Source organism: Pseudoalteromonas sp. C2R02 (assembly GCF_018860845.1).
Classification (GTDB): Bacteria; Pseudomonadota; Gammaproteobacteria; order Enterobacterales; family Alteromonadaceae; genus Pseudoalteromonas.
The window spans coordinates 61,806-79,182 of record NZ_JAHKQC010000031.1; the positions used below are offsets into that span (position 1 = coordinate 61,806).

At 32.1% G+C, this 17,377-nt stretch carries 5 protein-coding genes (1 of these 5 running past the window's edge); 4 read left to right on the forward strand and 1 reads right to left on the reverse strand.

Going from position 1 to position 17,377, the window contains the following annotated elements; translation table 11 throughout:
- Positions 1–10,648, reverse strand: the start of a protein-coding gene (locus KO527_RS12255) for an Ig-like domain-containing protein (RefSeq protein ID WP_216040586.1). It extends 26,882 nt beyond the left edge of the window; only the first 10,648 of its 37,530 coding nucleotides appear in the window; the start codon lies at positions 10,646–10,648; its stop codon lies beyond the left edge, outside the window.
- 772 nt (positions 10,649–11,420) lie between these two features.
- On the opposite strand from KO527_RS12255, the gene KO527_RS12260 reads away from it, so the two are divergent.
- The 4 genes from KO527_RS12260 (at position 11,421) to KO527_RS12275 (ending at position 17,373) form a co-directional block, all read left to right on the forward strand.
- Positions 11,421–12,422 carry a tetratricopeptide repeat protein gene (locus tag KO527_RS12260; protein WP_216040587.1) on the forward strand — a complete coding sequence of 334 codons (1,002 nt, stop codon included), beginning with the start codon at positions 11,421–11,423 and terminating at the stop codon, positions 12,420–12,422.
- A gap of 376 nt (positions 12,423–12,798) precedes the next feature.
- Positions 12,799–13,278, forward strand: a complete 480-nt coding sequence (locus KO527_RS12265) for a hypothetical protein (RefSeq protein WP_216040588.1) — start codon at positions 12,799–12,801, stop codon at positions 13,276–13,278.
- A gap of 665 nt (positions 13,279–13,943) precedes the next feature.
- Positions 13,944–15,911: a tetratricopeptide repeat-containing diguanylate cyclase gene (locus KO527_RS12270; RefSeq protein ID WP_216040589.1), complete on the forward strand. Its 1,968-nt coding sequence runs from the start codon at positions 13,944–13,946 to the stop codon at positions 15,909–15,911.
- A 193-nt stretch (positions 15,912–16,104) separates the two neighbouring features.
- On the forward strand, positions 16,105–17,373 hold the full coding sequence (locus KO527_RS12275; RefSeq protein WP_216040590.1) for an EAL domain-containing response regulator: 1,269 nt from the start codon (positions 16,105–16,107) through the stop codon (positions 17,371–17,373).
- Positions 17,374–17,377 lie beyond the last annotated feature (4 nt).

Below are 17,377 nucleotides of genomic sequence, written 5' to 3' on the forward strand. Positions count from 1 at the left end.
CAGAAAGAGGTTTTAATCCTGATTTGATTTTTACAAAGTATTTTGCTGAACTTTGTAAAGTTTCACCTTGTTTTAATTTTGCTAGGATAGAGTTATATGAATTAGAACCATCAATAAGCTGTTTAAAATTAAATTCAAATAAATGGCTAACATCTTCACCTATAGTTGGATGACCATGAGTTATGGATATGTACTCTTCAAAATTTAATGCCGGGCTTAACGATCCTGAAAACTTAATATCAATTTCTAAATCAGATGTTTGAATATGCTGTGAACCTGAAGATGGTGAATGATCCGTAACAGTCAATGAAGGAAAACTAATTTCAGAAATACCCTGTTTGCCCGTTGCTAATTGAACTCTGCCATGCGCTAATGCGATATCCGTTGTTACAAAATCGTTTGCTGAAGCAGGCCTATGCGTAATTACAGGATGACTAGGATCTAAAGCCGAACTTAATATTTGATTAAGTTCAATAACTTCAACTAAACCTTCAATAGCTTTGCCCATTTGATCTACATAAAAAGTGGATACATAAGCTTTATTACCCACAACCTCAACATCATAAGCGCCAGCACTTTTAAAATCTTTTCTCTGTGCGCTTAAAGTATATGTGAGTTCTAAAACAGGGTTAACCGGGTCACTAATATCAATAATATGTAATGCGCCAGCACCATCCCATAACCCCATATCAGTTACGTAAGCTTTTTTTCCAACAATTTCTACTTTATTTGCAATACCAGCAATATCTAAGGTAGCAATAATAGGCATTTGCGGGTTTGCTATATCAGCGATAACTAAACCTTGATATGAAGCAGTAATATATGCATATTGCCCAGATACTTTAACATCTCGTGTAAATCCATCCGGTTTAATATAGCCAATGTGATAAGGTGAAGTTATATCACTAATATTAATTACTTGTACACCTCCGGAACCATTGGCAACAAGTGCTAACTCCCCCGTTCTTTCGACTCCATATGTATCATTGAATGGCAATTCAACAGAACCAGCTAGTAAATATGGAATACCAAATTGCTCATCTTCATTACGTTTATTAAATAGTAGTAATTCAGCTGATTTATCTAAATAAACCTTACCTGTTTCATCATTTTTATTTATTTCATCAACCAATAACTGATAAAATTTTGGTTCATATTTACAAGTGATACACGTATCACCTGATTTAGTCGCTAATAAGATACTATCCTGTGCTGATATATCAGTTATTGTTCCAGAAAAAATTTCAGCACTTCCATTCATTAAGTCAGAAAATATATATCTTTCACCATTTTCACTCGCTCCGTGATGATCATAAAAATCGGCTAAAAATAGTCCTGTATATGGCTTAAATTCATCTAATTCGTTTGTATTTTCAATGCCTTCATACAGACTAAACCCTTTTTGGACCTGAAAAGTTGATAAAATAGACCAAGATGATGTTAAACTTTGTATTTTACCTAAGTCTGAAAACTGTGCTAAATTTGAATAATATACATTCTTAGCTGCAGCTCTCGATTCTGAGCTTTTAGATGCCTCATTACTTGGTAGCCAAAACTTCCTTTCTTTAATGGGCATTGAAATTTCATGTGTAGTTTGATGTTCTATATCATGATTATTTGTTTTAATACGTGTAACAACTCTTACTCTTTCTAAGTCAAACTGTTGATCTGTTAGAATATTACCATCAGTAAATTCTGTTAAGTAAGTATAAGTATATTTTTCTGGTTCACTCTTAGGCAAACCATTCTCATCTGCGAGGTCATCATTTAATAATAACTCTCTTGTCGTTTTAGCTAGCACTTGCCATTGATTAGAGTTATTTTTATATTCTCGGACCCATTCTTGAACAACGGTTCTTTGCTCTACAGATCCCATATCTTGAACTACAACACTTGCAATAAGATTAGTACCAGATTGAAGTATATCTCCGTCTATAGGTGATATAGCTAAAATTATTGGTTCAACTGTGTCCTCTACGATTCCTAGAGTTAACACATCCGAAAATCCTGACTGATTTAGATTATCGTAAGCAACAACTTGAATATTTACGCCCTTTATATTTTCAGGGGGTGTAATTATTGCGCGATACAGATTATTGACTGTTGATAATGTTTCAGGTTTGTATGTCTTAGTTTGAGTATTTATAATTTCATTATTCATCATAAATACAACTCGGTCGATTCCTTTCTCACCTAGATCATCATTAACCTGTGCAAAAACTTCGATTGATTCACCCGAAATCACATAAGATTGATCACTAGAAGGCTTAACTATTTCAACTTCAGGTGGCTTATCGGCTATAACTTTATATTCGAATGCACTCGATAAGGGAGAAAAATAGCCATCTTGATCTTTAGCTATTGCTTTATAAGATAAAATATCACCAGGTATCAAAGTTGAGGTATCTTGGCTAAATTGAAATGGCGCTACGTTGTCTTCGCTTACTAAAGTATATTCCGTTTGCTCACTTGCGTTTATTGCTTTAAACAAACGAATACTATCAACTCCTTTTTCAACATCAGTAGCAGAAACTTGTACTAAAAATTCTCTTCCTTGCGTCACTTCATTATCATTTTCATAATTTAGTCCTTGAGGATCAATAAGTTTAATTGATTCTACAACAGGCTTAGAATTATTAATCAATGTAATAATTACAGAACTATTCCCTTTATTACCAGCACCGTCAAAGGCTGTTGCAACCATCTTTAATGTTAATGTTGATACACCATCTTGAGTTGTACCTAAATAATTTTCTATGGTACTTAATTGGAAGTCGCCAGAATAAGGTGGAGTTAATAAATATTTTTGTTCAATTAACTTACTGTCTCCACTCGAACTATCTAATGCAAATATTTCCAGCTTAACCGATGTAACCTCTACATTATCTGTAGGCAATAAATAATAATTTAAATTACCTTTTTCAACCACAACCTGTCCTGATAGTGGTGACTCAAAAGTAATTTCAGGTGAAGTAATATCATTATTTATTAAAATATTTACTGGCTGAGATTTAACGATACGAGGTTCTTCTATAACTCGATGCTCTGTAGCTGTGGCAATAAATGTTACATCGCGTGCTTTTTGCCCATATGGTATTTCAACTAAAAATTCATAAGGTGCCCGGGCATCTGTTAATATACTTTCACCTGTGATTAAGCCGTTTACCATTAAGCTTACGTTTTTAATACCTATATCATCAGCTGCATTAACTTGTACTAAAACATGCTGTCCTTCAATATATTCCTCGCCTTGGTTTGGTGCCCCTATGGCGACTACGGGAGGTTCATCGCCTTTAATAGATAATATTAATTCTTCCGTTGCAACGTGCCTATCTGGATCATTATTATTAATTCCATAGTGATCCATTGCACTAACTTTAATAACTAACTGATTGTCGGCTGCAGACTCACTTAATTCTGGAGCCTCAAATGTAAATGTATAGGGTCCTTGGCGTAGTTTCTTGTGGAATATTTCTTTATTTCCCTTAGTTACCACCATATTGACATAAGCGATAGAGACATCATCATAAGCATGGACATTGACGGAAACTAAACTATTCTCGACAACTTTATCCCCACTTAGAGGACTTACAATGTCAACTACAGGTCTTTCATCTACCCTTACTTTATAAGCTCTCTCAACTTCATAAGTATTTCCTGAATGATCTCTTGCTAGTAACTTAACCCACACATCAAATATATTTTCTTCATTAAAAGCTAGGCCTTGAAACTTTGTGTATAAATCATTTATTTTCGGCACAAATACATTATTCAAATAAATCGGTGTATCGATTTGACTGGTGATAGTTTCAAAATCTCTTGCAGGAATTGAATCTATAATACGAATAGAAGTTTCATAATCATTTTTTATATAATTATTTGCTGAATTTACGCCGTATGCTATAGATAATTCGAGGCTTGCAACTTTTACATTATCAAAAGCTCTAAACTGTAATTCGAAATCACTCGCTTCAGTTACAAAATGGTTTCCTACTGGAGATATAATTGCAGCCTCAGGTTGGATATCATCTGAAGCACCAATAAAGATCACTTCATCACTTCCAATACTATTTTCAGAATCTTTTACATTCGCGGTTAAAACAACTTCTTGGTTACTTTTAACTAGCTGAATAGGTAATTGCATTATACTTTCATAAACTCTTACATTCGCACTGTTGATTTTAGCGTAGTCATTTGCAACATCAGTACCATAGTTACGCTGAAAGTCATCATAGATTTCATTTAGAAATTGAATATCAGTTGAATTTAATTCTGTATCGATTAGAGAATCGGCTAACATTTGTAACTTTAAACCATTAGCGTACATAACAACTTTTCCATCCGATATCGGCATATCATCTGTTACTACAACGCGAACTTTAAGGTTAAAACTTCCAGCTGTTATATAAGATTGTTCGGCTGGAGATGTTATTCGAATACCTGGGACTATATTTTCTAATGGATGCACATAAAAACGGTTACTATTTAGGTTACCCACATTATCAGTGATCCTTACTTCGTACTGTTGTAATTCAGCATATGAAAATATAGTAGATAATGTTACAACATCTGTTGTAATGGGTTTTTCTGAACATGTTAATGGGTAGTCTTTCTTGTATACAACTTCTTCAGAACCATTACGTAATAACCTAATAAGCTCTATTGTTTTTATACCTGTATCATCAATAACATCATAAGAAACCTTAAATTCTCCACCTTGTCTCACCCAGAATTCTCCATAGTTTAATCGGAGCGTATCTGTTATTAAACGATGAGATTTAAATTTATTGATATATAATTCAGGATTTTGGTTCTTAGTAACTGGAAAATACAGTATTTCTTCTGCTTGTTCTCCATACATATCCGTTGCCGCTATACGCAAGCTTGCTTGACTACCAGGGATTAGATCTGTGGCTATTGGTAACAACAAATTGTATTGTGGATTGAATAACCTAGAACCTTGTTCAGCAATCTTCTGATCATTAAAAAAATATTCAACATTTCTAAGTTGATTTGAGTTGTCTCGAATGATTGAATCTATATCTAAGACTTGTCCTGCTGTAATACTTGAGTTAATTGAAGGATTATTTAATGCTAACTGCGGACTTTCCATATCAATATCTATTTCAATAGATTGAATAGTTTGAATTTCTTGAGGTGTATTCAGAGCGGTATTACGGTCTGCCGCTGCAACTAAAACATTTAGCTTTTCAATGTTTTTATAATCAGACAATAGCGAAAGATCGCCTGTGGTTTGAGTTACTTTATTATACTTATCACCATTATTTTTAATTAAATGACCGATATTTATCCATGAATTATTTTCAATAACAGACACATCTTTTAATTCAATACTTATCCTTGCTTCTTTTGTTAAAACTTTATTTGCTTGTGATTCTCCAGGAAATACTTTCAGTTCACTTTGCTTTTGAAGATCAACTCTAATTTGTCTTATAAAGGGATGAGGCAGATCTGATTCAAGAACTGGTATTAAAACAACTTCAGTTACACCATAAGGTAAAATATCGGCTAACTTAACTCCTTGATTCGCATCTATTGTTAATTCTTGCCATAATGAAGGGCAGACACTATCTGTGATATACTTAAGCTTGAAATTAACGACATCATTATTTACTGAATTAAGTTTTAGTACCTTATTTAAATCAAATTCCCTATTATATACTTGTAATTCACCAGGTATAAACTTAACCAAATATTCATCATTTATATTCAATTCCCAGTTACTCGTTGATTCAGGATAATCTAATCCAAAAACAAGAAAATCATCTTTTTTATCTTCAATACTTTGAGCTGAATCTCGCCAAAATCGACTTTTCCTTTTATTATCAGAAAAATCAAAACTTGTTGTTAATGCTGCAGCTATAACTGGCTCGTTTTCATGAGCAAAATCATCTGATACTTGTGTTTGATAAAATACCACCCCTCCTTGTACAGGTTTTTTGGGATGTAGTGCTGATACAGTAATTAATGGCTTTTTATCTTGAACAATATTAAATTGATGTACGATAGATGATTTATTGTTTTCTTTATCCCATGCTTCAATAATAATTGAAATCACTTTACCTTCTTCTGGAATAGGTGAAAAGTCATTCAAATTAATGTTAAGCTCAGAACTATCATCCTCAGGGCTTAAAAGAACTTCTGACACCTGTAAACCTGTTCCTGAGACGATTGGTGAATCTTTGTTATCCTGGAAATATACTTTATAGCCTGATAGCTGAACATTATCTTTAATATTAATTTTTAAAGGTACAATTTGATTTGCAACAAATTGATCAACAGGTGATATTACTGTTACCTCTGGCGGTACGTTGTCAGGTTTTAATGTTAATGTAATACTTGCAGATTCAGTTACATTGATCCCCTCATCTTGTGCCCTTAATTTTAATTGATAAGGCATATCTATATTGTTATATAAATGAGACTGAAGCTTAATTTTTCCGACAATATCAGTTTGAAATTTTTCTTTAATTATAGTGGAGCCAATTGTGATTGGATCTGGGATTTTAATACTTTTGATTGAATCAGTTCTACTCAATTGATCCCAAGCTAGTACGACTTCATTTAATTCTCCATCAGTTAATATTGCCTGAATATCCTTTATATATATATCGTCAATTGCTATGGCTTCGATATTTAAATATTCTCCAGGTAATAGATCTATATCGTTTCCAGGTATTGATATAATTAGGCTTGGGCTATTTATATCATTCAACACATTAATTTCTACATCACTACTCGCTGTTAAATTATGATTATCTAATGCGATAGCTCTTAACTTCACAACAGAGTTAGGGGAGATATTAGGCAATCGCATCGACGTGCTAAAATAATTTTCAACATTTTTAGTTGAGTCAAGGCTAACTATTTCAGTTCTTACTATTACATCATTTACAAGTAATTCATAAGTTACTTGTGAAACCAAACCATCATCATTAATAACTGAGTTTATGGCAAAATTCTCACCTTCATATATTTGCTCACCAGATATTGGTTGCGTTATTTTTACTGTTGGAGGCGCTGCTTCTTCTACTGCGTATTCCCAAATTTTGGCTGATGAGTTATCTAAACTATCTGATGCTTTAATTTCAAAAACGACTTTACCTATCTGGTTTACTGTATATTTAACTAATTTTGAAAAAGCATTTTCGCTCCCAGAAAATGAGTCAATCATTATACCATTAGCCATTAATTGAGCGTTTTTTATCTGAGATGCATCTTTTACTGACCATTGAACTTCATGCTCAATCCCTTTTTGTATAACAGAGCCTGGTACTGGTTTATTTATACTAGAAATTGGTCCTTTATCGTCTATGACAACGTTAATAGATTTACTCTTTTGAATTGACTCTTGTTCAGAACTATCTTTTGCAATAGCAACTAATTTTAATTGTTGTGATTGGTTTTCAAGATCTAAAGTTTTTAGATCAAAAGTAAATGTACCATGGGTTTTTGCGTGAGTTTTTAATCCATTATTTGAATCTAATAATAATTCGGATAACAGTTCATTTTGTGAGTTAAGTATCTTTAATTGAATAGTATTAATTTCAACGTCATCTTTTGCAAAAATGGTGACATCTAAATTATCATTTATTCTGTATTGTGATTTTGTCACCTGTATATCAGTAACTTCCGGAATAGAATCTTCTATTACTGAGATTTGAAGATCAGATTTTCCTATATTACCTCTCTCGTCTTGTACTTCAATGTTTAAACTATACACATCAAAATCACTACCACCATGCCCGATAAAATTCGGCATTGTAGTATATGCTACAATTGAAAATGCATGTGCTCCTCCAGGGAGGAGCTGCAATGGAATATCATTTTCTGTGATGATATCTTGAGGTTTACCTGTTAGTTTGTAAATTGCCCCCTCTTTTTTTAACCCTGTTAATTTAAAAGCTTTAGCGCCCACATTGTCATATCCTGTTACCTTAACCATATGTGAAGTGTTTTCTACTACATTTACTGTACTATTATTGCCAGTGGTACCATTTATCTGTGGTGAAACAAAATGACTTACAGGAGACTGTTGATCGTAACCAAGAGTCACATTTACATTTTGACTTAACGCTTTTTGCTGACTTGAGTCTGTTGCTTCGGCTCTGACCACAAGTACCTGTTCTCCTTGAGTTATTATTGGAGTTTGGTAAACAATACTATATGGAGGAGTAATATCAGAACCTATTATTTTTTCATTTACAAAAAAATCAACTCTATCTACTTTCATATCATCAGATGCTTCAGCCATTATTTCAATAGGTAAACCAGCTACCCATGAATCGCCTTCAAATGGAGTTTTAATACCTACTGTAGGGGGTTGGTCATTTTTAACATTTAGTTTGATTTGTTCTGAGTTATAAATTTCACCATGAAAATCAGTTACTTTTACTTCAAACAGAATAGATTCACCTAATTTTTCATTTGATATATGAATATTATCAAAGATGATTTCTGAGTTTTTTTCATAAGAGGTAGTTAATTGTTTTTGTTTATCTGCAAAGCGAATTTCTTTTATTACTTCATTATTTAATAAAATTTCAACATCTGTACCAAAAAATAAAGTATCGTCTGATACTGTTAATTCAATTTTTGTTTTTTGCCCCGCAATTACATTTTTTTGAGCATGAGGTTTTAAAATTGATACATGAGCAGGAGAATTTTTTAGTAATCTTAATAATTTAGTATCTGTATTCTCTCCATTTTTACCCATAAATATCTTTGCAAAAACAGGTAAAGCTTTTTCAGTGAGTACACTCGTCGGCGTAATCCCTTCATAAGTCCAGTTCTCATAAATATAATCTTTTGGACCTGAAACTGTTTCTTTTTTTCGAATTATATACCCAGGACTTTTACTTTTACCAATTAGCTCACCGTCTAAATAAAATTCAATCTTTTTTATACCTGACTGTTTATCGTAAGCATATTTTGCAAGGCCTAACTCATGCGTAATTTGGAAAAGTAGTGGACTTTTTTCGATAACCCTTTGATTATCTAATGGTAATTCAAAGCTAAATTCAGGTAAATTTATTTCACTTTTTTCTAAAACTTGCACTGATTGAGTGACTATTGGAGATAATTGACCCGCACTATCAATTGCAGCAGCTTCAACTTTTAGAGTTTGACCTATGAGATCATCAGTGATTGGTAGTTCGACTTTAAATGGAGCACTTAATGGGCTTGCTATAATAGTGCCATCAACTGATATGTTAACTTTATGAATTTTTACATCATCAGTTGCTTTAGCTTTAATAGTTAAAACTTCTCCAGACACTATTTTATTTTTTATATCTAAGCTGATAATTGGTTTAGCATCTAAAGCAACAATATTTAAATAACCAGCAACGCTAGCATCACCGGTTAATTTAACACTTAATGGTATTGGAGCATTCATAGATACTGGTTTTAATGCTTTTATTGAATTACCTGATAGCTCTAACACTCCCTTAGCTGAACTGGGGAGAGATAATGTTAATGGAAATTGGTCTGCTAAAACCTGAGAAGAACCGTCATCAAAAATTGCTTCAATTTCAGGTAAAACGATACTTTGGTTTAAAGAAGGAATTATCAGTTTCTCATCTGAAAAACCTTTAAACTGCAAACTTTTTAATTCTTTACTTAAATCCACTTGAACATTTATCTGTAAGTCGGGCAGACCTGGATATGACAGTATGACTTTGCTATCAATATTCTCAATTTCTGAATCAACGTAAATAACTCCTGAATCTGAAATAAAAATTTGTTCCGGATCTAAAGAGGTATAAGTAACACCTCTTCCAGAGCCCATCATCTCAACTTCTCCTCGAAATTCAAAATTAATAATCGGAGTTATAGAAATAGATTGTAAAATATCTGTGATAACAATGTTTAATGGTTGAGAAGTCCAAGAAATAGCTTTTTCTTCTATCTCTCCACCCGTTGTTTCAATAGAAGAAAATGCGGTTTTATTTCCCGAAGAATCGACAACATATGCATCTATTAAGACTAAGCCATCACTTGCTATTTGATTTTTAGTTAATGTGGTAATAAGTGGTATGTCTAATATAAAACCAGTTTGATTATCCATTTTTGGAAATATACGTTTGTACCCTTGACTATTCGCAAAAGCTAAAGGCTTTACTTCATCTATTATACCTCCGACATTTTTAAGTGATGAAGCTTTAAAACCAACAATATCAACAGCAACATATTGAATATCAATATCATCTGAGCTATCAAATTGAACTGAAATTGATTGAGTATTATCGTTATCATTTATAGATAACCCTTTATATTCAAATACAGGAGCATTGCTCTCAATTTCAAAAGTTTCAGTGTAATTTAGTAGTGTCCCATTTTTTAAGGTGATTTTTGCTTGGGGAGTGAAAGGCGTATCAGAAGACACCGGAATTGTAAATTCACAACCTATGAAGGAAGACTGATTTACGGATGATTGTAATAAGAGCGTTTTCCCTTCCATTTCGGTTTCAACGTAGGATATAGAAGTACAATCATCGATTGTCAAAACAAAACTATGCAGGTTATTAGTGGTTAATTTCCCTGAGATTCGAATATCAAAATTAGGCTCAGATAAAGCGACATGGCTTAAAATCAAAAGCCCTAAAATTAAAATCCTTTTAAACATTACAAATCCTATATATCTTTAATAGCAAGAAATTCCTCATTTTCACTATCTAAAATACTAGATACATAGAACACGATGGTAATTCCGTAAATAATTACAACACTGCTGTACCTATAATTGTAATTCCGCGCAGATACTAACATTTAAAATTAGTAAAATAAAACTTTATTTATTTATTTTTTATAGACTTAGGAACTTATTTGTTGTTAAATACTTATTTGATATTAAAAAACTTAACTCGCTAAGTAATCTATTTTAAATTTACGCCAGTAAGGTTAACAATTTCATTTTGAATTAATCAGGGCTTTGTTTTAGGGGGAAGTATGAATATTTGGACCTATTTAATTAATAGCCAATGCGCATGAGCGCAATTCATAAGCGAAGCTTTAGAGCCTTAAAAGTTAGCGTACTGTTTTCTAAATAAAGAACTAAGGAACTTTATTCTACAAACTATTCAAGTAGGTATACGGTTTAACTTTATCCTAAAAATACATCATCACCATATAAAAAACTCTATAAACACATCGATTAAAGACTCTAAAATTAACCTTTTACAAGTAAACGACTTCTAGAGCATGTTAACTTTAAATTATATAAAACACTTAATATTCATAGTCTTTGTTGAATATTTACGTACTAAAAAAGTATCGGTTTTGTTGTTAAATAAATGACTGGAATTCCGACATAAAACACTAAATGACTCAAACAAGGTTTACAAGTTCAATCAGTCGTTCTAGATTTAAATAATGCTTTACTAAAAATAAGGAATACTGTGAAAACTCTCATGTATCTGATTTTAATGCTGTCCCATTTTTCAATTGTGTCAAATCAGTCTAATAATACAAATGAGATTTTAAAAGAAATAGAAGATTTTTTATATGTTAAGCCTTCACGATCTTTATTATTACTTGATAAGGTTAAAAATTCTTTATCATCAGAACAAATGTTCCATTGGCACCTATTACTAGTTCGCGCGGCTGTTCCCACAAATCAACTGGATAAATTAAATAAATCTATAGCAGTATTGATCCATGAAAAAAATCATCCAGACTTTAAAGAAAATCTGCCAACCATTTTGAGCGCTTTAGGGATTTGGTTGCGAAAAAAATCCTATTATTATGAAGCTGATATTAGCTTAAAGTGCGCACTTAAGTATGCAAATACAAAAAAACAAACAATGATGCTGATCAATAGTCGTGCGCTTGTTTTATGGAATAGTGGAAATATTAAAGAAGCTAAAGCTTTGTATATTCAAGTATCAAAAATAGCTAAAGAGATTAATAACATCAATTATCAATCTGTTGTAAATAACAATTTAGGACTTATCGCAATTGAGGCTGATGAATTGACACTTGCGAAACAGTTTTTTAAAAAAGCATTAGATAACTACCAAGCAATTGCTAAGCGCTCAGGCGAAGTAACTGCTGCAGGAAACTTATTATTTATATTTGTACTGTTGGATGAGTTAGTCAACTTTCAAAGACTTTATCCACGAATAGAGAGAATGACCGCAGGATATCCAAACAAGTCAAAAAAATCATTTTTATTTTGGACATATATTGGTTTTAAAGCTAAAAATAATGAAAAAATCACAACCGAGGAGTTAGATAAACTAACCAAAACATTTCATCAGCTTGGCACATATAGAGTTAAAGCAACGGTTATAAAGCACTTATCTCCTCTATTTGGCCTTTCATTTGCGTTAGAAGCGCAACCTAAAAAAGTCCCCTTTAATCAAGATTGGTTTAAATTAGTACAATCCTGCCAATGGTAATAAGAGAATTAACTTAAGTTATTTTATCATGGAAGCCTTTGTGAATTTCTTTTTTAATCCACAGGATACTATCGTGGTATTAACACAATTAGGCATGGTAAAGGTGATGAAATATTAAAAATCGACACCCATAACGATACTTATTTATATTATAAAATTTATAAATTGATTCTATACACAAGAATTAAATGGTGAAGTAAATACGCTTAGGGCATATTTTTTGTTTGTTTTTTATGCTCTTGTTTTATTTCTTATATAAAAGTAACTCAATTAGAAATCTAACGTGTTATTACAGTGTCTACTGTTATAATAGTCGCAAGTATTACTCTTCTAAAAAATCTTAAATTAAATTTAAGTTAGGTCATTGAGCAAAATAATGAAAAAACAAAAAGCAATTACAAAAAAAGTATCAATTGGTGAGCAAGCTCAAAAGTTTGTAGCAAATAGAGCGACTGAAAGTGAAGGCAAGGAATACGGTAAAAACCTCAACCTATCAGTGCACTTTGCTGATCTGGCAATGGTACATGCATTACCAACATTAGACTGTACTCAATGGCAATTTATATTAAAAGCTTATTCTGCAAACTTAGCATCTCATGACAAACCTTATGCTGATGTTGCAAAAGACCTAATGGAACATGTAGGTGCAAATGAACTTGACGAACTCGCACCACAACACCGCGAAATTGTAGAAATCGCGCTACAATTTAATCAACTTGAGCAATGGTTAGTAATTGATATGGCCACCTTATTTTGGAACGGTGACTGGGGAATGGGCAACCAAACGCTATCAGAAATTATACAAAGCATTCAACAATCATTGGTTATAAAACCACCCAAAACACCTAAGATTTAAAGTCCTATAAGTGGTGACATAACCCATATATTGCTCTTTTCTGATTAAAGCATTTATACACAGGCTTAAATATTGAATTAGTCTTGTTTAAAATCCAGATTTTGATTTCTTAACAAGGCTAATCTTCTAAAAGTTCACATAAAACCTGCACCATTTACAGATTGTATGAGCTCTTACTCAGGGCTAATTTCATTGTGTTTTTTCGAAATTTTTTTGATATGGCTGTCAGTTGTCCAATCAATGAAAACACGATTATCTGTTCACATAATCAATCATACCCTTGTCTAAACTCTTCTGCATTAACAGTATTAAACTTGCAACCATAACCAGACTAAACCTAAATATAATCAAAAATAGTTTAATATGAATTTCCATTTGTAAAATCTATTATTAAACTAGCCCAATAATATTGATTTAATGTGCTTAAGCCTAAGTTTATACAGATACAACTCAACCAAATGATCAAGCTTTAACTTTTAACCCCTAAAAACTCATACTTTAGTGCTAACAAAGAAAACTTCAATGCCAACATTCATTACATTAAAGGTACTTTGCATTACAAATTCATACTTTTATCGTTAAGGTTTTTGGTTATTATCCTCGCCTATTAAATATACTTGTTTATATAAACAACAAAACAAGCCAATTAAGATTAATATTCGTATATGAAAACACCATCAACAATTATTTTTTTTGTAAGTATATGCTTTTATAGCTTATTTTCATTCGCTGACCCAAAAACTAACAATAAAGCATTGGAAAAAGGTTTTTCACCTATTGCTCAATTAAATCAAACAAAATTTGGTCGACGTTTATTCAAACTCTATCAAAAGGCAGAAAAATCACCTGATGAAGTTTATTCTTCACTCATTAACATCAGTAAAACTGAATATTTTTACGAAAACCCAATATATCAATTTGCTTATTACCGCATATTGCACAAACTTGAACTTGCAAGAAGTCAACCTTTAGCTTCAGAATTTGCAATTAAAAAGTTGTTTAATTTCGCACAAGCAAAAGGAACCTCATGGATAAAGGCAGAAGCAAATACATTACTGTCAACATTCCATGTGAAAAAAGGAGAGTTTGATCAAGCTTTTTATTTATTAGAACAAGCTCAGCCTATCGCAAACGAAATACAACACTTTCGATTGCAAGCGCGTATTCATAATCTTTATGCAATAATTTACAGCCAACAAAGTAAGCTTTTACAAGCTAGAAAGTCCTATTTTAGCGCTTTAGAAATTTTTAATAACTACCCTAAAGATCCCTATCTAAGTAAGGTTACTTCAAACATTTCTATTATTTTTGCCCAATTAGAGCAGTGGGATAAAGCACTCATATATAACCAAAAAGCAATTAAACATTATCATGAAAGCCCAATAAATAGTTTAGCTCAAATTGCAAAGCTTCATATCAACTCAGCTTTTATTCACCGTAAAGGTAATATGTCAGATTCATTAGAAAATCAAAGAAAACACTTAGCTAAAGCACAAGATTACGCAGAAAAATCAGGAAATTTGTATGTTCAAACAAATGTTTTATCTAATTTATCAGATCATTGGTTTAAAAGTGGTAAAAACAAACTTGCATTAAATTATGCTGATCAATGTATCAAAAATGCAAAAGCAATAAAGTTTAAGTTTTCATTAGCTTATTGCCATTTATTTAAAGGGCAAGTTAAGGTTCAACAGCAACAAAACAATCAAGCTCAAAGCTTACTTTTAACCAGTTTAAATTACTTTACTGAACTAGAAATGGCTGAAGGTTTGAGACTAGTTTATCAACAGTTAGAAAAGTTATACATACAACAAGAAGATTACAAAAATGCACACCTATACAATGAGCTGTATTTTAACAGTAAATTAAATAACTTATTTAGTAAGCGCCAAGTACAATTAAATGCATTAGAAGAAGAACATGCAGCCCAAGCCCAACAACAAGAAATTGCATTACTAAACACAAAAAATGCTTTGCAAGCATCTAAATTAGAGCAGCAATCACTTAGAGAGTCGCTCGGAATTTTGTTTATAATAGTATGTGCAATCTTAATATATTTCTTAGTACGTCGGTATTGGATATTAAAAAAACACACTGGTTCTTTAGAAACTTCAAACCATATATTATATGAGCAATCTCATCATGATGCTTTAACTGGTTTATACAATCGGCGTTACTTTGAAGAACACATGAACAGTTCTCAACTCAAAGATCATAATAACTATGTATTAGCTATTATCGATATCGATTTCTTTAAAAAGGTTAATGATACATACGGTCATGATGTTGGCGATGAAGTGTTATGCAAACTGGCTAAAATATTAAATGACAATATTAGAGAAAATGACTTTGTTACCCGTTGGGGCGGAGAGGAGTTTGTCGTTACCTTAGCGCAAACTCCGCCAGTTGATATAAAAACTGTTTTAGAGCGTATCAAACATACGGTGCAAAATACACAAATACAAACTAGCTCAGGTGCTTTATCTATCACACTATCTATCGGTGCTAGCGGTGACATAAAAGCACAATCATTATCAAGCACTTGGTCTGAAGTATTAGAATTTGCTGATCAGGCGCTCTATAAAGCTAAAAATACTGGTCGTAATAAGATTGTATACACAGATAAAATGTAACCATAAAACACAGTAGGAAATAAATTCAAGTGATTGATTTATTGATATTCATATCTAGTTTTAAATCAAAATAGCATATTACTTAATGGAATTTATTTCAATTAATTACATTTTCATTGCTTAGTTTTACACTTTGTAGCATCACTTTAAAAGCCGTTTTTTTATACTTAACTTTCAGTTATTAGAGGTTGGTATGGAAAAATACATTCGCGCATTAAAAAAGCTATCAGTATTAGTTGTTGAAGATGATCATTTTCAACAAACAGCTTTAGTGCACATGATAAATAGACTCCATATTCATGATGTTGAAACAGCATCAGATGGTATTTTTGCATTAGAAATATTGTCAAATCGTAATGTAGATATCATTATCTGCGATTTATCTATGCCTAATATGGATGGCTTAGCATTGATCCGTGAGCTATCGGAGCAAAACTTTACCGGTAGCGTTTTACTATCAAGTGCCATGGATAGAAGTTTAATCCGTAGTGCCACTAATATGATTAATACCTATGGTTTAAAATTATTAGGCGCTATCAATAAGCCAGCAGAGCCTAAAACATTATTAAAATATTTATTAAGTCATTATCAAATTAAGAAAAATAAACTAAACGAAAATTTAAGTATAAAACTCACTCATAATGAAATTGAACAAGCTATAAAAAATCAAGATCTAGTGCCATTTTTCCAACCTCAAATATGTATGGAAACTGGTAACATCATATCTGTTGAATCTTTGGTTAGACTAAAACACCCTAAATATGGTGTATTATCTCCAATCGCATTTTTAGACGCCATCGAAGAAAATAACATGATGGCTGAGCTTACTGAAATTATGTATCTCACAAGCATAAATTCAATGGCAAAACTCCCTGTTACGCTAAAGCATTTGAATCTATCGATAAATATTTCTGCATCAAGTTTAAATAATAATATTGTTGAGTACTTGTTATTAAACCTCGAAACTGATCACATTATGCAACAAAGAAAAATAACCTTAGAGATCACAGAACAAGTATGCATCGCTGAATATAAATCAGCGATTGAAATATTGTCGCGTCTAAGAATGCGCGGTTTTGACCTCGCAGTTGATGATTTTGGCACTGGGTATTCGACTATGGAACAAATCAGTCAATTTCCATTTAATGAGATGAAAATTGACCGTGCATTTGTATCAAAAATGGATTCAGAAGAAAGTGCGTATATTATCGTCGAATCTTGCATCTTATTGGCTAAAAATCTAGGACTACGTATAGTTGCCGAAGGAGTAGAAAACATTCATCAATGGAAGCTATTAAAAGAGTTACGTTGTGATGTTGCACAAGGTTATTTTATTAGTAAACCTGTTCCTATTGAAAATCTTCATATTGTGAATGAAAAATGGCAAAAACAATTCCAAACATTAGCATCAATTAATCCACGCCAGTTCGACTCCTTAGCCAATACGATACAAGGGCTTTAATTTT

What these genes read in the sequence shown, in the direction of transcription:
- KO527_RS12265 (WP_216040588.1), top strand. Translation starts at nt 12,799, where the DNA reads ATGAAAAAACAAAAAGCAATTACAAAAAAAGTATCAATTGGTGAGCAA.
- KO527_RS12270 (WP_216040589.1), top strand. Translation starts at nt 13,944, where the DNA reads ATGAAAACACCATCAACAATTATTTTTTTTGTAAGTATATGCTTTTAT.
- KO527_RS12275 (WP_216040590.1), top strand. Translation starts at nt 16,105, where the DNA reads ATGGAAAAATACATTCGCGCATTAAAAAAGCTATCAGTATTAGTTGTT.